The sequence below is a fragment of the Rheinheimera pacifica genome, from assembly GCF_900108485.1.
GTDB lineage: Bacteria > Pseudomonadota > Gammaproteobacteria > Enterobacterales > Alteromonadaceae > Alishewanella > Alishewanella pacifica.
Genome location: NZ_FNXF01000009.1, coordinates 150,416 through 168,758, shown reverse-complemented (window position 1 = coordinate 168,758; position 18,343 = coordinate 150,416). Strand labels below are relative to the sequence as shown.

Sequence of the window (18,343 nt, the reverse complement as noted above, 5' to 3'; positions counted from 1 at the left end):
TATCTGCCGTGGGCGTTGGATGATTGAGTGGAGTTGCTCCTAGTACGAGAGGACCGGAGTGAACGAACCGCTGGTGTTCGGGTTGTCATGCCAATGGCATTGCCCGGTAGCTACGTTCGGAACGGATAACCGCTGAAAGCATCTAAGCGGGAAGCCGGCCACAAGATGAGTCATCCCTTGGACTTTGAGTCTACTAAAGGGTCGTTGGAGACCACAACGTTGATAGGTGAGGTGTGGAAGCGTGGTGACACGTTAAGCTAACTCATACTAATTGCCCGAGAGGCTTAACCATACAACGCCCAAGATGTTTTAGAGATACAGTGTGTTTACTAATCAGATTGCCAAATATCGGAACACAGTTTTTATCAAATCCATCCATGGATTTGACCCTAACGGGCCGCACTAAAGTGCGTTAAAACTTGTTCCCTACAAGTTTTTGCCTGGTGGCAATAGCGCTGTGGAACCACCTGATCCCATTCCGAACTCAGAAGTGAAACGCAGCTGCGACGATGGTAGTGTAGCATTCGCTATGCGAGAGTAGTTCACCGCCAGGCTCCCAATTAAGTAAACAAGCCTCACGCGTAAGCGTGGGGCTTTTTGCTTTGTGTCGCCCTGGTGGTAAACTGCCCGAGCAAGCGAAAAGCTATGCGACAAAAATGTCCGGAACATTTTTGGACAGCTTCAGCTGGCCGCGAAGCGGCGAACCCCATGGAGGGGGGGGAGCAATGTAGTTCACCGCCATTCGACAGAGTTGGCTTGTTGCTTTTTATCTGCTTACCTTTATCGACCTAAAAAGCTGTCCCAATCTTTCCACACTGGCTGTAAGCCTTGTTGTATCAACGCCTTGGCAACCTGTTTAGGTGAACGAGTGTCGTCTATGCTGAACTGCTCGAGGTTTTCCGGTTCAACACTGTAACCGCCGGGTTGGGTTTTTGAACCGGCGCTGACACTGGTGATAGCCAGTGGTATCACGTGTTGACGGAACACGGCAGACTCGCGGGTAGACAAACTGATTTCCAGCTCAGGTGCAAATAAGCGAAAGGCGCAAATAAGCTGGATCAGTTCTTTGTCACTGATTGGATTTATTACCTCGTTACCACCACTGCAAGGGCGTATTCTGGGCACGGATAAGCTAAAGCGGCATTGCCAGTACTGTTTTTGTAAATATTGCAGATGCTGCGCCAGCAAGATGGCATCGGTACGCCAATCGCTAAGGCCAAGTAAAATACCCAGACCGATTTTATCGATACCAGACTGGCCAACTCTGTCTGGCGCATCCAGCCGCCAGTGGATATCGCTTTTCTTGCCTTTCAGATGATATTGCTGATACGCCGCCGCATTATAGGTTTCCTGATACAGCATTACCGCATCTACGCCAAGGCTTTTCAGCCTGGCATATTCATCAGTACTTAGTGGTTGCACTTCTAGTTGCACATTGCTGAAGTAACGCCGGATCAATGGCAGCACATCGCAAAAGTAGTCTATACCCACTTTACGCTCATGCTCACCGGTGACAATAAGCACCTGATCTATACCCAGGGCTTTAATCGCCCGGCATTCCTGTTCTATTTCGGCAGAGTTTAAGGTGCGCCGTTTTACTTTTTGGCTCAGGGAAAAACCGCAGTAAGTGCATTCATTAGCGCAAAGGTTAGACAGATACAAAGGCGCATAAAATTGTACGCTGTGGCCAAATCTTTGCCGGGTAAGCTGCTGGGCTTTGGCTGCCAGCACCGGCAATAAAGGCAAAGCGGCCGGAGACAGCAGTGCTTGTAAGTCACTCAGTGTTAAGCGTGGTTTATGCAGTGCCGTTTGCACCTGAGCTGTTGAAAAATTACGGCTTTGCAACTGCAATGCTTGCCAGCTTTGTTGCTGCCAATAGGCACTAAAGCTCATAGTGCCGCCAGAAAATCAGTGAGCGGGCTAGAAGATGCTGCGTGTGACTGTGTTTCCGCTAAACCTGCGTTATAAGCCATACGCCCGGCGTTTACTGCTTGTGCAAAGGCGCCGGCCATAGCAACAGGATCCTGACTTGCGGCAATGGCGGTATTAACCAGCACCGCCGATGCGCCCAGCTCCATGGCCGCGGCTGCATGCGATGGTGCACCAAGGCCGGCGTCGATAATTACCGGCACTTTGGCCTGTTCAATAATAATCTCTAGCATAGCGCGGGTTTGCAAGCCCTGATTAGAGCCAATGGCGGCACCCAGCGGCATTACCGCGGCGCAGCCGGCTTGCTCCAGCCGTTTACATAAAACAGGGTCGGCGCTGCAATAGGGCAGTACGACAAAACCCAATTTAACCAGTTGCTCAGCTGCCAATAAGGTTTCGATAGGGTCCGGCATTAAATAACGCGGATCAGGGTGGATCTCCAATTTCAGCCAGTTGGTCTGCAGCGCTTCACGTGCCAGCTCTGCAGCAAAAATAGCTTCTTTAGCTGTTTTAGCACCAGAGGTATTAGGCAGCAATTGAATATTCATTTCACGCAGTGGGCTGAGTAAATCATCCTGTGGCTGATCCAACTGCAGGCGCTTAAGTGCCAGGGTAACTAACTGACAACCGCTGGCCTGTATTGCTTGCTGCGTAAGGCTGGGGTTGGCAAATTTCCCACTGCCCAGCAGTAAGCGGCTACTAAAGCTTTTGTTAGCTATGTGAAGCATGGTTAACCTCCGGTCACTATCTGAAACAGTTGCACTTGGGCATTATTTTGCAACTGATGTTTGCTCCAGTATTGTTTAGCGATAACGACATTATTTATTGCCACTGCCAGGCCTTCAGTTTTTAGCTGTTGCTGCTGCACAAGCTCCGCTACGGTACAATTTGTGGCAAGCTGAATAGGGGTGTCGTTAAGCAGGATGCGCATAATAGTGCTCCACTCGATGTTTAAGCAGTAAAAATGCCTGCTCCGGTTCAGCTTGTGCCGTGATGGCAGAGACAACGGCAACACCGGAGACACCACATTGCATTACAGCCTCAAGTCGTTGTGTATTAATACCGCCAATTGCAACAGTCGGAATATCGTCGCAAAGCGCAGCATAGTATTTCAGGCGGGTTAAACCTTGCGGCTGCGATGGCATCTGTTTGGTTTGTGTAGCAAAGATATGCCCCAGCGCAATGTAAGAGGGGCGCAATTGATATGCCCGCAGCAGTTCTTTATAACTATGGGTAGAGATACCAAGACGTAAACCCGCTGCTGCTATTGCATTAAGATCAGCCTGTGCTAAATCTTCCTGCCCAAGGTGGACACCATAAGCACCGTATTTAATGGCCAGTTGCCAGTGATCATTAATAAATAGCCGTAGTTTATAATCACGGCTAAGCAATACCGCTTCTGCTATCTGCAGTTCAATCTCGTCTGGTGAACCTTGTTTGAGGCGTAACTGAATAACATCGGGTTCAAGCGGCAGCAAACGCTTTAACCACTGCACGCTGTTAATCACCGGATAAAAGCCGATAGGTGTACTGATGCCGGCAAAGCTCAGCGCACCGTATTGTGTATCCTGCGGTAGTTTTAACTGCGGAAAATAGCACCGCTTTGTTGGCCAGCTATGGTGTTGCAGGCAACCCGCACCTTTGCCCGTGGCATAACTATGGTTTAAAGCCTGTTGCAAATAAGCACGGGCAACGATGATGCTATCAGCAAGTTCATAGCCAAAAGCGTATGCAGCAGCGATAGCGCTGGACAAAACACAGCCGGTGCCATGGTTATGCAGTGTATTAAGCCGAGGCTGTTGCAAGCTAAAGTGCTGCTCTGGGCTGAAGTAATTGTCGGTTACCGTGTCTGTCTCTGCAGAGTGACCGCCTTTAACCAATACGGCTTTTACACCCCACTGCAACAGTTGATTTGCCTGTTCATTGCTGCTTGCGAGGGGCATGTCACTGAGTAATGTCAGCTCTGGCAGATTTGGCGTGATAAGGTCAAGCAGCGGCAGTAGTTGCTGCCGCCAGATGCTCAGTATGCTTTGGCTGATAAAGTTATAACCGCTACTGCTACTTAACACCGGATCGGCTATCAGCAGAAATTCATGCTCAGCTTTGTGCTGCATCAGCCAGATTGCTAATTGTTCCAGTAAGCCTGCATCTGGAATAAGGCCGATTTTAATCACTTTGGGCGACATATCCTGCAACAGGCAATTTAGCTGAGTGACAAACAGCGTTGGGCTGACGGTTTCATAGCCGACGACTTCAGTGCTGTTTTGTGCTGTTACGGCGGCAATAACACTGCAGCCATGACAACCCAGTGCAGCAAAGGTATGCAAATCAGCCTGTATACCGGCACCGCCGCCACTGTCTGAGCTGGCAATAGTCCAGACGATGGGTTTTGGGAGTGGCTCATGCATCAGTTGCTGCCTCTTCCTGTTGAATTTGCTGGTTAAGCCGCATTGAGCAAAACTTGGGGCCGCACATGGAGCAGAACGGCTCGGCATCGGCGCCTTCATGGCTTAGCGTTTCATCGTGATAAGCTTTGGCGGTGAATGGGTCTAGTGCCAGGTTGTACTGATCCTGCCAGCGAAACTCGTAGCGGGCTTTAGACAACGCATTGTCTCTTTGTTGCGCTGCCGGATGGCCCTTGGCCAGATCTGCGGCATGGGCAGCAATTTTGTATGCAATAAGGCCTTGTTTTACATCTTCTTTATTTGGCAGGCCTAAATGCTCTTTCGGCGTGACATAGCACAACATGGCACAGCCAAACCAACCAATCATCGCAGCACCGATGCCGGAGGTAATATGATCATACCCCGGTGCAATATCGGTGGTGAGGGGGCCTAAGGTATAAAACGGTGCTTCATGGCAATGTTTTAGCTGCTCAGTCATATTTTCCTGAATCAGCTGCATTGGTACATGGCCCGGGCCTTCAATCATTACCTGTACATCATAACGCCAGGCAATTTTAGTCAGCTCACCTAAGGTACGCAGCTCGGCAAATTGCGCCTCATCATTCGCATCGGCAATGCTGCCGGGGCGCAAGCCGTCACCCAGGGAAAGTGAAATATCGTAGGCAGCACATAGCTGACAAATTTGTTCAAAGTGCTGATATAAAAAGCTTTCCTGATTATATAGCCTGGTCCACTGCGCCATAATAGCACCGCCACGTGAGACGATACCGGTAACACGGTTGGCCGTTAAGGCGACATAGTCTTTTAACACGCCGGCATGGATAGTAAAGTAATCGACACCTTGTTCGGCTTGCTCTACCAGGGTGTCGTAAAACACTTGCCAGTTCAGTTGGCTAACATCGCCTTTCACTTTTTCCAGCGCCTGATAAATCGGTACTGTACCAATCGGCACCGGGCTGTTGCGTAAGATCCAATCGCGTGTTTGATGAATACGCCGGCCGGTGGATAAATCCATCACGGTGTCGGCGCCCCAACGGGTGGCCCAGACCAGCTTTTCCACTTCTTCTTCAATACTGGAGCTGACCGAAGAGTTGCCGATATTGGCATTTACTTTTACTTTAAAATTACGGCCGATAATCATTGGCTCCGCTTCCGAGTGATTAATATTGGCCGGAATAATAGCGCGGCCGGCCGCGACTTCCTGGCGCACAAACTCCGCGGTGATTTGTTTGGGTATAGCAGCACCAAAGCTTTCACCCTGATGGCTTCTGACGCCATCATCTGTAGCCGCCATATTTTCCCGCAGCGCAATAAAATGCATCTCAGGCGTAATAATGCCGGCGCGGGCGTAATGCAGCTGAGTTACGGTTTTACCGGCTTTGGCCCGTAGCGGCTGATGCTCAAACTCGGTGATTTGCTCATCCAGTGCAATATCAGCAAAGGGCGGTAACTGTGAGGGGGCAACATCAGCGCGTGCGGTAATCCAGTTAAGGCGTAATTTAGGCAGGCCTTTGAGCACATCTAATTGCTGCGCCGGATCACCATAAGGGCCTGAGGTGTCATACACCGGTAGGCTGCGGTTAGCCTGCTCGCTGCCATCGGCTAAGCGACTGGGGCTAAGATGAATATCCCGCACCGGTACCTGCACGCCGCTGTGTTCGCACAACAGATAACGGCGGCTGGAACCAGGGAAAGTTTCACCCTGCAGCGCCTGAATATAAGCGCGGGCATGGGCACGTAAATCACGGTTAGATAATGTTGGTACAGACATAGCAAACTCCGGTTAACAAGTTGAGGTTGCTTGTCCGGAGTGGGGGCAGGTGATAACAGGTGGCAAAACCGCCAGGCGGATTACTACTGTGTTATATGCTGTATTTCCCCTTGTTTCCCTTCGCAGGTATTAGCCTGATCAGGTTCAACGGATCCCGTTTTCACGGTCTCAGCCCGCTGTAAACAGCTGGGCACTCCGACAAGATGATGCTAAGTATTCATGTATTCCTGACGGAATTCAAGACTTAGATGTTAAACATGAACGAGGTTGGAACCCCATTAGCACAGCCACAGAGTGTCTGAGCCCTGCCGTAGGCATTAGGGCGAGTTGCTGTGGCGAGCACAATGGGTGTTGCAACCGGTGTTTTATAAACTCTGAACATACAAATAAAGCGACTTTAGAATTTTCATCTTCTGCTCATCACTGGCATGCTCATGTGCGAGATTTTCCAATACCAGACTAAAATCTTCCATCGTCAGGTTGGGGTTATCCACACCATGCATCAATTTATCAGTGCGGTAGCGCTGCCATTTTTGCTGCTCGCTGTCGGTCAGGCTGGCCGGATAATTACGGGCGCGGTATAAAAACAGCAGGCTGTTTAGGCGCTCATCACTAAACACCGGTGCGCTAACGGCTAATTGCTCCGGTGGTAACTGATGCAGTTGCTGCATTTTTTGCTTATCGCCATCGCTGATAAAACCGCTGTATAGCTGATAATCCGGGTTGGTTTCGGCCGGAAACTCATTTAACTGCTGATACAGCTCTATCGCTTTAGCCTGGGTGGCGCGATGTTGGCGCAAAAAGTCTAAATGTTTAAGACACTCTGCACGGTCGATGCCGAACTCTGCTGCACGCTCTTCAGTCAGTGTTTTCGCCGGTGCTAATACAGGGCATTTATTCAGATGAATAAGTTTTAAACCCAGCCGCTGTTCGCCGTCAGCCAGATCTGCCGTTTTGGTGTACAGCTTTTGCTGTAAGGTGGCAATATCGTCTTCAAGTAACGGTGTTGGATCAGCTTGCAGGTTATAGCAAATCACAGCATTTTTATTGGTCGGGTGAAACGCCAGCGGCACTATCCAACTGACACAGCCCTGAGTGGCGGGAAACTTAGACGACACATGCACCAGCGGCGTAATGCCTGCGACATCAATTAATTCAGTCACTTTAGCTTTTTTGCGCAGCTCAAATAAATAACCAAACAGCTTGGGTTGCTTTTCTTTTATCAGTTTTGCCATAGCAATGGTGGCGTACACGTCGGATAACGCATCGTGGGCATTTTCATGTGCCAGGCCGTTGGCCTTAGTTAGCTCTTCCAGTTTAAAGCTTGGGCTGCCATCTTCGCGCTCAGGCCAGTTAATACCTTCCGGGCGTAAGGCGTAACAGGCGCGCACCATATCGATAAGGTCCCAGCGGCTGTTACCATGTTGCCATTCGCGGCCATAGGGTTCATAAAAATTGCGGTACAGGCTGTAGCGGGTGACTTCATCGTCAAAACGCAGGTTGTTATAGCCCAGCACACAGGTATTGGGCGTGCTGAAACGCTGCAGAATTTGCTGCATAAACTCAGTTTCGGCCAGGCCTTTTTTATTACACAGTTGCGGTGTCAGGCCGGTAATTAATGCCGATTGCGGGTGTGGCAGATAATCGTTTGCCAGTTGGCAATACCAGACATCCGGTTCGCCAATAATATTCAGCTCAAGATCAGTGCGAATACCGGCAAACTGAGCCGGGCGGTCACGTTTGGGATCAGCCCCCCAGGTTTCGTAGTCGTGGAAATAGAACGTAGGCTGTTGGTTCAATTTTTATGTCCTGCGTTGTAATGTGTAATATTCATTCGGGCCAAAGACAAAACCATGCCTTTAGCCATAGTGTACCAGCTGGGGGTAATGTCGTCGATGCAGTCAATATACAGCATAAAAAGCACTTTAACGTACGAAAGTTTGTACCATTTCCTTGCGTTTGCGTACTAAAGTTTGTACGATGTTTTCTGAGATAGTATCCTTTGCGGTTTGAAGGATATCGGAGTTGAGAAACTCTTTTGGAATTTGCTTATTTGGCGGGAGCGTAGGCATGAACATTCTTACAGTTAGTGAAGCTCGAGCTAACTTTAAGGCCGTTATCGATACCGTACTGGATACTCATGAGCCTACGCTTGTGACTAACCAGCGTTCAGGCAATGTTGTAATGATTTCGCAAGAGGATTACAACGCCATGCAGGAAACGCTGTACTTATTAAGTACACCGAACAATGCGAACCGTTTACGGGAATCGGTAGCACGCATTAAAGCTGGCTCCTTCGAGTTGAAGGAACACTTTTTGGATGAACAAGAAAAAGGTTAAACCCGGCGTAGCATTTGATGCCAGTGCATGGGATGACTATCAATATTTTAAGCAGTACGACAAAAAGCTAAGTGCACGTATTGATGACTTGATAAAAGAAGCAATGCGTTCACCGTTAGAAGGTAAAGGTAAACCAGAGCGTTTAGTCGGGGATTTCGCCGGCTTTTATTCACGCCGGATAGACCGTGAACACCGCTTGGTTTACACCTACACAGATGGCTACCTGATAATAGCGCAGTGTCGGTTTCACTATTAAGAAAGGGGCACTAAGCCCCTTTGTCATTTCTCTCATATCCATTTGAACGCCTTACTTATCATCATCCATTAAACTTTCCAGGGCAGAGCCCGGATCTTCTTCACCACAAACAGAGCCGTCATCAGGGCAGGCTGCTTCTGCATCCCGGTGTGATAAGGGCTTGCGTCGTTTGGGCTGATCAACAGGTGGGCGGTTCTGGGGTTCAGTATCGGCAGGAAGCGTCATACGGTTAATTTACCTTAGCTAAAAGTGCTTTAAGTATAGGCAACAGCCTCAGCTATGCAATGCTGACTCATGCTGCCGTTACCGGTTTGATGGCTTTGGCAGATAGCGCCGGCGTAATATCCTGGGCTGGGCGGGGCGCTGACACCAGATAGCCCTGGCCTTTATCACAGCCTGCCTGCAGCAGAAAATCCAGCTGTTGCTGATGCTCAATGCCCTCAGCAATAACATCGAGCCCGAGCGCTTTGCCCATAGCAATAATGGCGCTGACAATTTGGCAGGCGCTGATATTGCCCGGCAGATCCTGCACAAAGCTCTGATCAATTTTTAACGTATCTAATGGCAGGCGGCGCAGGTATGACAGTGAGGAATAACCTGTGCCAAAGTCGTCGATAGATAATTTAAACCCCAAGGCTTTAAGTTGAGTCAGTTGATGCAGCGTTTGCTCTGCCTGCTCCGGGATCAGGCAGCTCTCGGTCAGTTCAAGTTCAATCAGCTGTGGCGCTATATCTGCCAATTGCACTATCCGGTGCAGCCGGGTAACAAACTCAGTATCTGCCAGTTGTAGCGCCGAGATATTCACCGACACTGGAATCGCGAAGTGTTGCCATTGTTGCAGTTGCAGGCATACCCGTTGTAATACCTGCTCGCCCAGAGCGGTAATTAAGCCAAGCTTTTCTGCCAGCGGAATAAACAACACCGGCGATACCGTGCCAAGCTCGCTGTGTTGCCAACGTACTAAGGCTTCAAACCCTACCAGTTGTTTGGTTGCCAGTGCAAATTTGGGCTGATAATGCACATCTAGTTGCTGCAACCGCAGGGCCTCGCGCAGTGCCTGTTCCAGCTTTAATTCATCAGCATTTTGCTGCCCGGCGCTGGCCTGATAAAAACAATACTGATTACGGCCGGCACTTTTGGCCTGATACATAGCAACGTCGGCATGTTTTACCAGTTGCTCTGCTGTACTGCCATCTTGTGGATACACTGCAATACCAATACTGGTGGTAAGAAAAAACTCTTGTCCCAGTAAGCGCACCGGTTTTTCGATTTGTGAAATCATGCGTTTAGCCAGGTACTCTACTGCAGAACCATCTGTTATCTCGGGCAGTAAAATAGTAAATTCATCGCCGCCAAGCCTGGCAACCGATTCGCCTTCGCGCACGGTAGCACTGATCCGGCTGGCCACTTCTTTTAATGCCTGATCGCCCGCCTGATGGCCCAAAGTGTCATTAATACGTTTGAATAAATCCAGATCCAGAAACAGTACGGCGAGCTTATGCTTATGCCGGTGCGCATTAGCTAAACTCAACTGCAGCCGGTCAAGAAACATGCGCCGGTTAGCCAGGCCGGTTAGCTCATCAATATAAGCCAACTGGTGGATTTTCTGCTCTTGCTGTTTGCGCTCGGTAATATCGCTGAAAATAGCGGCAAACTGGCTTATTTGCTGCTCTTCATTACGAATGGCAGTGATCGTAAGCCACTGCGGATATTGCTCACCGTTTTTACGTTTGTTCCAAATCTCGCCTTGCCAGCGTCCTTGTTGTAGCAGTACCTGCCACATACTGCGATAAAAGTCAGGCTGGTGCCTGCCAGAGCTTAATAAGCGCGGGCTGTTGCCAATAACATCCTGCATGCTATAGCCGGTGATATGACAAAAACTGGGATTTACTGACTGAATAATACCGTCTTTGTCGGTGATCATAATGCCATCTAACGAGGCATCAATAACCTTATGCGCCAGTCGCAAATAATCGGCAGAGGTACGCAGCGCCACATCGCGCGCCAGCAGCGCGGTTCTGAGCTGGTCAACATAGGCGTATTCAACGTTACGCAAAATGTCATTAAAAGATAATAAGCCAATCAGCAGGCTATCGTTGTGCACTGCAATATGCCGCAGTTGATTGTCTGTCAGCAGTTTTACGGCCTGCAGTAGTGTGGCCGTAGAGGCTATGCTCAGCAGCGGTGTTGTTGCCAGCTCTCCCACTGTCAGGCAATTGCTGTGCTGTGCCAGAAAATGGATCAGATCCTGTTCAGTAACAATGCCATTGCGGCCGTCATTAAACTGCACAATAGCGGCTTCAGTATTAAGCTGCTGCATTTGTTTTACTGCTTGTGCCAGCGGCATGGACGCATTTAATTGCAAGGGCGCTGCAGTAATACAGGAGCTGACATCACGAAATTGCAGATAAAACTCAATTTTTTGCTGCCGGACAATATCACTTTGGGTTAGCAGGCCAACCGCGTCGCCGTGTTTATTCACCACCAATAAGCGGCGGATACCATGCTGCAGCATAGTGCTGGCAGCACTACTAAGCCTGCTGCTATCAGTAATACTGCGCACCGGCGAGCTCATCATTTGCGTCAGTGGCGTATCTGCTGCTTCCGGGCGGCTGAAATCCAGTTTCCGGGCATCGGCTGCAGTCCAGATGCCACACACTTTACCGTTGTGCGCTGCGGTGATCAAAATACAGCTGATAGCATGCTGGCGCATCAGCTTGGCTGCTTCACGCACCGTTTGCGTACTGTTACAGCAAACAGGCTGTTTTAGCAGGACAGAAGCAATTACCGGATCGTTATCCTGCTCTTTGGCGTGTGGCACAACAGACATAGAACAACCTGCGAAGTATGACGGACAAAGCCGGTACTCTATCGTGATTGCCGTTAAGCGGTATTGCGTCAGATCAAGCGGGGGATGTTTAAATATCTATTTAAGGTACTGGCTGGCATAGTTGGCGTAACACGGTCAGTGACGCAGACGTTTGATTTTTTCTGTAGGCCAGCCCCAGTTGGCGTTCCAATTTAAGTTGGACGATAGGGCGCAGCACTATGTCCTGGCGTTGTAGCAAGGTGTCGAAGTTTGGCACCAGAGCGCAGCCGACACCGGCTGAAACCAGGCCCAGCGCATACTCAATAGTTTGAATATCGGCACGTACATCGGCTTTTATGCCGCGTCGCACCAGCTCGGGGTACAGTGTATTCCAGGCATCGCACGGGGTACGTTTTATCAGCGGCAGTTGTTCAAAGTCAGCTAAATGCACTTCGGCCTGTAAGCTAAGCGGTGTACCGGGAGGCATCGCCAGTAAATAGCTGTCATGCCAGAACGGCTGAAATGCCTCACCGGCTTTTAGCAATTGCGGAGTGATGATTCGGGCATCACAATGCTCATCAGGTTCTACCAAATGCAGTTCCAGCCCCTGCACATTGTTGCTGAATTCACGCAATAGCTGGCTCATCCGCTCTACGCCTAAGGCACGAATTAAACCAAGGCGGAATTTTACCCGTGCCACCGGTTGGCTGAATGATGCTTTAAGTGACTGCAACTGGCTTAGCAGGCGTCCGGCATGGCCATACAGTTTTTCGCCATCCTCCGTTGGAGTTACCCCTTTAGGTAAACGGGCAAACAGTGTAACCCCCAGCTCTTGCTCTAACTGGCGTAAGGCGGCAGAAAGCGATGGCTGAGCCACGCAGCACAGCCGGGCTGCAGCGCTGACACTGCCTTGTTCGTACACGGCAACAAAGTAGCTGAGTTGGCGAATATCCATAGTTTTAAACTATACCTGATACAGAATTATTATATTTTAACTCTATATCAAAGCAGGCTAATCTGGCCATAACAAAAATTATTTCGCTGGTTTTATTGAGGAATTTGCTATGACACGTGCACATTTTGACTGGCAGGACCCGTTTGCTCTCTCTGCCATGCTAACCGAAGAAGAACGGATGATCCGCGACAGTGCGCAGCAGTATTGTCAGGATAAACTGCTGCCGCGGGTATTGATGGCCAACCGCGAGGAGCATTTTCATCGCGAAATTATGACTGAGCTGGGGGAGTTGGGTTTGCTTGGCGCTACCTTGCCGGAAAAATACGGCTGCTCGGCCGTCAATTATGTCTGTTATGGCCTGGTGGCGCGTGAAGTTGAGCGGGTAGACAGTGGTTATCGCAGTGCAATGAGTGTGCAATCCTCGTTAGTGATGCACCCCATTCACGAGTATGGCAGCGAAGCGCAGCGGCAAAAATACCTGCCTAAATTAGCCAGTGGTGAGTGGGTAGGTTGCTTTGGTTTAACTGAACCGGATGCAGGTTCCGACCCGGCTGGTATGCGTACTACGGCGAAAAAGACCGCAGGCGGTTATGTATTAAACGGCAGCAAGATGTGGATCACCAACTCGCCGATTGCCGATGTATTTGTGGTGTGGGCCAAACTGGATGGTGATATTCGTGGCTTTGTGCTGGAAAAAGGCATGAAAGGTTTAACAGCACCGAAAATTGAAGGCAAGTTTTCACTGCGCGCCTCTGTTACCGGCGAAATTGTGATGGATAACGTTGAGGTGCCTGAAGATGCGCTGCTGCCTAATGTCAGCGGTTTAAAAGGGCCCTTTGGCTGCTTAAACAAAGCCCGCTATGGTATTGCCTGGGGGGCGTTGGGCGCGGCAGAGTTTTGCTGGCATGCGGCGAGGCAATATACGCTGGACCGGCATCAGTTTGGCCGGCCGCTGGCCGCTAATCAGCTTATTCAGAAAAAACTGGCTGATATGCAAACTGAAATCAGCATTGGCTTACTGGCCTGCTTACAGGCCGGCCGTCTGATGGATCAGAATTTACTGGCACCGGAGACAATCTCGCTGATTAAACGTAACTCGTGTGGCAAGGCGCTGGATATTGCCCGGATAGCGCGTGATATGCACGGCGGTAACGGTATTGCCGATGAATACCATGTTATTCGTCATGTGATGAACCTGGAGGCGGTAAATACCTACGAAGGCACCCATGATGTGCATGCACTGATTTTAGGCCGTGCGCAAACCGGCTTACAGGCATTTAGCGGCTAACAAGCCTGACATTTTACTTAAGTGGAGTAAGCCTTATGTCAGAAGCCGTGCATCCCTGGGTTAATGAATACCGTCAAAGGTTAAGTAGTGGCAAATTGCCGGTACACAGCAGCCGCCACAGTATTGAATTTGCAACCCTGTATCAGCTGTGGCACAGCCAGCTTTGCAGCCGGTTGTTGGACTTACAATCACGCTTGTTACAAACCAAAGGCCAGAGTTTTTATACCATTGGCAGTGCCGGCCACGAGGGTAACGGTGCGGTGGCGGCAGCGTTACGTGTTACCGATCCGGCTTTTTTGCACTACCGTAGCGGTGCCTTTTTTATCGAACGCAGTAAGCAATTGCCGGGCAGTACGCCACTGTACGATATGCTGCTGTCATTTTGCGCCAGCAGTGAAGACCCGATCTCCGGCGGGCGGCACAAGGTACTGGGCAGCCTGGCGCTGAATATTCCACCGCAAACCAGCACCATAGCATCGCAATTACCCAAAGCGGTTGGGGCGGCGTTTGCTATCGACTTAAGTAAGCGCCTCGGCATTGTTGGCCAGTGGCCTGTTGATGCCATCGCGTTGTGCAGCTTTGGCGATGCTTCGGCAAATCATTCCACGGCGCAGGGCGCAATTAATTCAGCCTGCTGGGCCGCTTATCAGCAAGTGCCGTTGCCGGTACTGTTTTTGTGTGAAGATAACGGCCTGGGTATTTCTACGCCAACCCCCAGTGGCTGGATAGAGCAGGATTTAGCCGACAGGCCTGCGCTGAAGTACTTTGCCGCCGATAGCCGCGATTTAGCTCAAGTTTACGCCGTTGCTAAACGGGCAGCCGACTATGTCCGCAGTAAACGTAAACCGGCCGTGCTGCACTTGTCTACCGTGCGACTGTTTGGCCATGCCGGAGCTGATGCTGAAGCGGCATACAGAAGCAAAGCACAAATTGATGCCGAGCTGGAACTGGACCCTTTACTAAGCAGTACCGCCGCGCTGCTTGCCAGCGGCGACATCAGCACTGAACAATTATTAATACAGCTGGACAGGTTGGTGGCGCAAATTGCCCGCGTCGCTACAATTGCCAGCGGCCGGCCTAAACTGATCAGTGCCGCACAGGTGATGGCATCCATTGCGCCGGCGCGGCAGGCTCTGCCTGTACCGCCATTACCAGCAGCTGAAGCACGCCAGCAATTATTCGCCTTTGACCAGCATAACAGCGGTAAAAAGCAGCATCTGGCCAAACTTTTAAACTGGGCGCTGCATGATGTGCTGGCGCAGTACACTAATACCGTAGTGTTTGGCGAAGATGTCGGTAAAAAGGGCGGAGTTTACGGCGTAACCCAGCATTTAGTCCATGCCTTTGGCAGTAACCGCGTCATTAATACGCTACTGGATGAGCAAAGTATTCTCGGGTTGGCCATTGGTCTGGCGCAACAGGGCTTTATCGCTATTCCGGAAATTCAGTTTTTGGCTTATGTGCACAATGCGGAAGATCAAATCCGCGGCGAAGCGGCCACCTTGCCATTTTTCTCTAATGGCCAGTACCACAATGCAATGGTAATACGCATTGCCGGCCTGGCTTATCAGCGTGGTTTTGGCGGTCATTTTCATAACGACAACTCCTTTGCTGTATTTCGTGATATTCCCGGCGTTATTTTATTGTGTCCGTCTAACGGCCATGATGCGGCCTTGTTGCTACGTCAGGCGGTGCAGCTGGCGCATCAGCAAAAGCGTTTGGTCATCTTCCTTGAACCTATTGCGCTTTATATGACGCGTGATTTAACCGCCACCGGTGATGGCTTATGGCTGTGTGATTATCCTGCAGCAGATACGCCTTTACCCGAATTGGGTGAACCGGCAGTATTTGGTGATGGCGAACAGCTGGCTATTATCAGCTATGGCAATGGCTATTATTTAAGCCGCCAGGCAGAGCAGGCATTAAATGCCAGCGGCATTCGGTTACGCGTACTGGATTTGCGCACCCTGGTGCCATTGCATATTGATTTAATTATCAAAGCTTTAGCCGGTTGCACTAAGGTGTTGATTGTAGATGAATGTCGCCGGCGTGGCTCACTCAGTGAAGAGCTGTTTACCGCACTGCATGAATCAAAACCGGGTTATTTTCATCTTAGCCGCTTGTGTGCGCAAGACAGCTTTATCCCACTGGGCGCAGCAGCTTATACAGTGTTGCCATCGGCGCAGCAAATTATTGACCAGGCACTTCAGTTACTGGGCGCCACCACGATGGAGGTCGTGCAATGAAAAAAACAGCCTTAGTGGTATGCCCGGGCCGCGGCAGTTATAACAAAGCTGAGCTGGGGTATATCAGCAACAACTTTAGTGATAAGGCATTGCAGGCACAGTTTGATGCGGTGCGAGCCGCTGCCGGTTTAGCTACAGTAAGTGAGTTAGATCAACAGGCGGTATTTAGCCGCAGCATACATTTAAAAGCGGATAATGCCGCTGCGTTAATTTTTGCGGCAGGGGTGGGTGATTACCACAATATTAACAGTAATCATTTTGATGTAGTGGCTGTTACTGGTAATTCTATGGGCTGGTATACGGCGCTGGGCTGTGCCGGTGTACTGACACCTGCAAGCGGTATGCAAATGGTAACTGATATGGCGTTATTAACAGCAGATGGTGCCGGCGCGCAATTTATTTACCCGGTTATTGATGACAACTGGCAACCAGATAATAACCGCATTGCGTTGGTGCAGCAGCAACTGGCCATTCACAGCAGTGAGTTGTTTATGTCAATTGTGTATGGCGGCTATGCGGTAATAGCGGGCAGCGAGCAGGCAGTAAAAGCGGCAATGGCAGCATTACCGCCTTGTGATGAGCGTTTTCCAATGTTACTGGCGGGCCATGCCGCTTTTCATACCGGCTTTATGCAGGCGGCATCGGACAAAGCTTTGTCGTTATGGCCAGCAGCACGGTTTAATCAGCCACAACTACCGTTGATCGATGGCCGCGGCCAGATATGGCCCAATTTCGGTAGCGATTTAGCGGCACTGCAACGTTATACACTGCAACATCAGGTTTGCCAGCCATATAATTTCAGTAAGGCGCTGCAGGTAGCAGTAAAAGAGTTTGCACCACAGCATATTATTTTATTGGGGCCCGGCGCCAGCTTAGGTGGTGCCGTAGCACAAAGCCTGATTGAGATTAACTGGCAGGGGCTTAGCTCAAAGCAGGATTTTATCGCAGCTCAGCAAAGTGAACGCCCTTACGTATTAAGTATGGGCATAGCTGAACAGCGCTTATTGCTTGGCTAAGTTTGCTAATAAGCGCTGCTAAGCTGATTTAACACCGCCAGTTTATGCCGGTAGCGCTGTTGATCATAACCCGAAGGGGCATTGCGTGTTGCTTTTAGCATATAACTGGCTGCCTGCTGGTTATTTTGCATGGCGTAGTAACTTCTGGCCAAACCAAAGTAGGCTTCATGGTTTTTATTATCCAGCGCTACGGCTTTTTCATAGTGGGCAATGGCAGTGTCGTAACTTTGCCCTTTGTATGCTTCGTTTCCCAGCATCAGGTGGTAATAAGGGTTGGTGCGTCGTTTAAGCATCACGCGTCTTTCCAGCGGTTCAGCTTTGGCTGTTTCACCACGTTGGCGGTACAAATAGGCCAGGTTAGCCAGCGTATTGGTAGAGCCTGGATCCAGCGTTAAGCTTTGCTGATAACTGCGCTCGGCCAGATCGTGCATATCGTTGGTACGATACAACACGCCAAGGTTTGACCAGCTTGGCGCATAATAGGCATCCGCTTCAATCGCCGCCTGATAGTAACGATAGGCCTGAGCATTATTACCGCTGGCAAAAGCCACGGCTGCTTTATTGTTGTAAAACATAGCAACTATGCGATTTACACTAATCGCGTGCTCCGGAAATTGTTGCTTCAGACTGTACGGATCAAAATCGACCACAATATCTTTTGCCAGTAACACAAAGCCCGGTGCTCCTCTTAAGGCTCTGCCGTGTTGCAGGCGCAGGTTAACATGGCCATTAAGCCAGGTTTGGCTGAGCTCACTGGTCCAGTATTCGGGGATCTGCACATCCTGAAACACTGCCGTCATGCCTAGCTCTTTTGCCATGCTGTAGGCCAGTATCGACAAACTCAGACAGTTAGCACGCCCGGCGGCAATTGTTTCACTTGCGGTTTTGGTGGCGGCATTGTCATAAAGTAAGCCGTCCTGAGCATAGGATAAAATTAACTTCAACACGCTGGTAGTGCGCTCTTCCATTGATTGAGTGGAGATAATCAGCCGTGACAGTTCAAAGCGGGTGTGTTGTGGCAGGGTGAATATTTGCTCTGCTGTTTCCGGCTCAGTAACTTCACCTTTCAGTTGCGGCGCCACCAGCAGTTGCTCTGGTGGGAACAGCATAGCCGGCGCAGTTGACTGGCAACCACTTAGCAGCACTATTATTGCGATTGGATATATCAACACCGGTAACTTCATAAACCACCCAGCCAGGTTGCCTCCTGGTAAATATAGTTCAGGCCGGTAAAAATACCGCAGTGGCTTTGTAACAAAGCACGACAACAACAGGCATGAAAGCTTTACATATAGTTGCTCCGCTGGACGATATAAAGTACAAAGGTG

14 protein-coding genes, 2 rRNA genes, 1 pseudogene and 1 riboswitch are annotated in these 18,343 nt (G+C 50.0%); of the genes and pseudogenes, 7 read left to right on the top strand and 10 right to left on the bottom strand.

The window, feature by feature from the left end; all coding sequences use genetic code 11:
• Window positions 1-292 (top strand): 23S ribosomal RNA (locus tag BLW68_RS12915); the annotation flags it as partial.
• Between the two features lie 147 nt (window positions 293-439).
• Window positions 440-554: ribosomal RNA gene (rrf, locus tag BLW68_RS12910) — 5S ribosomal RNA — on the top strand.
• 226 nt (window positions 555-780) lie between these two features.
• On the opposite strand, the gene thiH is transcribed toward rrf, so the two are convergent.
• The 6 genes and pseudogenes from thiH to sbcB form a co-directional block, all read right to left on the bottom strand.
• A complete protein-coding gene (gene thiH, locus BLW68_RS12905) occupies window positions 781-1,893 on the bottom strand; it encodes a 2-iminoacetate synthase ThiH (RefSeq protein ID WP_092793923.1) in 1,113 nt (370 codons plus the stop codon).
• Window positions 1,890-2,657, bottom strand: a complete 768-nt coding sequence (locus BLW68_RS12900; RefSeq protein WP_092793921.1) for a thiazole synthase — start codon at window positions 2,655-2,657, stop codon at window positions 1,890-1,892. Before BLW68_RS12900 ends, thiH begins: the two co-directional genes overlap by 4 nt.
• Window positions 2,658-2,659: 2 nt before the next feature.
• Window positions 2,660-2,860 carry a sulfur carrier protein ThiS gene (thiS, locus tag BLW68_RS12895; RefSeq protein WP_092793918.1) on the bottom strand — a complete coding sequence of 67 codons (201 nt, stop codon included), beginning with the start codon at window positions 2,858-2,860 and terminating at the stop codon, window positions 2,660-2,662.
• Window positions 2,844-4,337 (bottom strand): thiamine phosphate synthase, encoded by a 1,494-nt coding sequence (thiE, locus tag BLW68_RS12890; protein ID WP_092793915.1) that lies wholly within the window; start codon window positions 4,335-4,337, stop codon window positions 2,844-2,846. The genes thiS and thiE overlap by 17 nt, the downstream gene beginning before the upstream one ends.
• Window positions 4,338-4,353: 16 nt before the next feature.
• Window positions 4,354-6,105, bottom strand: a pseudogene (thiC, locus tag BLW68_RS12885) (phosphomethylpyrimidine synthase ThiC); the annotation flags it as partial.
• A gap of 97 nt (window positions 6,106-6,202) precedes the next feature.
• A riboswitch (TPP riboswitch) is annotated at window positions 6,203-6,313 on the bottom strand.
• 157 nt (window positions 6,314-6,470) lie between these two features.
• Entirely contained in the window at window positions 6,471-7,904 is a 1,434-nt protein-coding gene (gene sbcB / locus BLW68_RS12880; RefSeq protein WP_092793910.1) for an exodeoxyribonuclease I, read from the bottom strand.
• A gap of 271 nt (window positions 7,905-8,175) precedes the next feature.
• Here sbcB and BLW68_RS12875 point away from each other — a divergent pair, with 271 nt between their 5' ends.
• Window positions 8,176-8,445, top strand: a complete 270-nt coding sequence (locus tag BLW68_RS12875) for a type II toxin-antitoxin system Phd/YefM family antitoxin (protein ID WP_092793908.1) — start codon at window positions 8,176-8,178, stop codon at window positions 8,443-8,445.
• Complete coding sequence (locus BLW68_RS12870) at window positions 8,426-8,701, top strand: Txe/YoeB family addiction module toxin (protein WP_092793906.1); 276 nt, start codon at window positions 8,426-8,428, stop codon at window positions 8,699-8,701. Before BLW68_RS12875 ends, BLW68_RS12870 begins: the two co-directional genes overlap by 20 nt.
• A gap of 51 nt (window positions 8,702-8,752) precedes the next feature.
• Here the strand turns inward: BLW68_RS12870 and BLW68_RS21145 are convergent, their stop codons facing one another.
• The 3 genes from BLW68_RS21145 to BLW68_RS12860 form a co-directional block, all read right to left on the bottom strand.
• On the bottom strand, window positions 8,753-8,926 hold the full coding sequence (locus tag BLW68_RS21145) for a hypothetical protein (protein ID WP_177172233.1): 174 nt from the start codon (window positions 8,924-8,926) through the stop codon (window positions 8,753-8,755).
• 67 nt (window positions 8,927-8,993) lie between these two features.
• On the bottom strand, window positions 8,994-11,531 hold the full coding sequence (locus BLW68_RS12865; protein WP_092793904.1) for an EAL domain-containing protein: 2,538 nt from the start codon (window positions 11,529-11,531) through the stop codon (window positions 8,994-8,996).
• Between the two features lie 100 nt (window positions 11,532-11,631).
• Entirely contained in the window at window positions 11,632-12,465 is an 834-nt protein-coding gene (locus BLW68_RS12860) for a LysR family transcriptional regulator (RefSeq protein WP_092793903.1), read from the bottom strand.
• A gap of 109 nt (window positions 12,466-12,574) precedes the next feature.
• Between BLW68_RS12860 and BLW68_RS12855 the strand changes: the two genes are divergently transcribed.
• The 3 genes from BLW68_RS12855 to BLW68_RS12845 are packed head-to-tail and all read left to right on the top strand — an operon-like array spanning window position 12,575 to window position 17,015.
• The gene (locus BLW68_RS12855) at window positions 12,575-13,753 is read left to right on the top strand and encodes an acyl-CoA dehydrogenase (protein ID WP_092793901.1); all 1,179 of its coding nucleotides are present in this window, start codon (window positions 12,575-12,577) and stop codon (window positions 13,751-13,753) included.
• Window positions 13,754-13,788: 35 nt separating this feature from the next.
• Complete coding sequence (locus BLW68_RS12850; RefSeq protein ID WP_092793899.1) at window positions 13,789-15,999, top strand: thiamine pyrophosphate-dependent enzyme; 2,211 nt, start codon at window positions 13,789-13,791, stop codon at window positions 15,997-15,999.
• Complete coding sequence (locus BLW68_RS12845; protein ID WP_092793897.1) at window positions 15,996-17,015, top strand: malonyl CoA-ACP transacylase; 1,020 nt, start codon at window positions 15,996-15,998, stop codon at window positions 17,013-17,015. The genes BLW68_RS12850 and BLW68_RS12845 overlap by 4 nt, the downstream gene beginning before the upstream one ends.
• Window positions 17,016-17,020: 5 nt before the next feature.
• Here BLW68_RS12845 and BLW68_RS12840 read toward each other — a convergent pair whose 3' ends face one another.
• On the bottom strand, window positions 17,021-18,199 hold the full coding sequence (locus tag BLW68_RS12840; protein ID WP_092793895.1) for a tetratricopeptide repeat protein: 1,179 nt from the start codon (window positions 18,197-18,199) through the stop codon (window positions 17,021-17,023).
• Window positions 18,200-18,343: the final 144 nt, after the last annotated feature.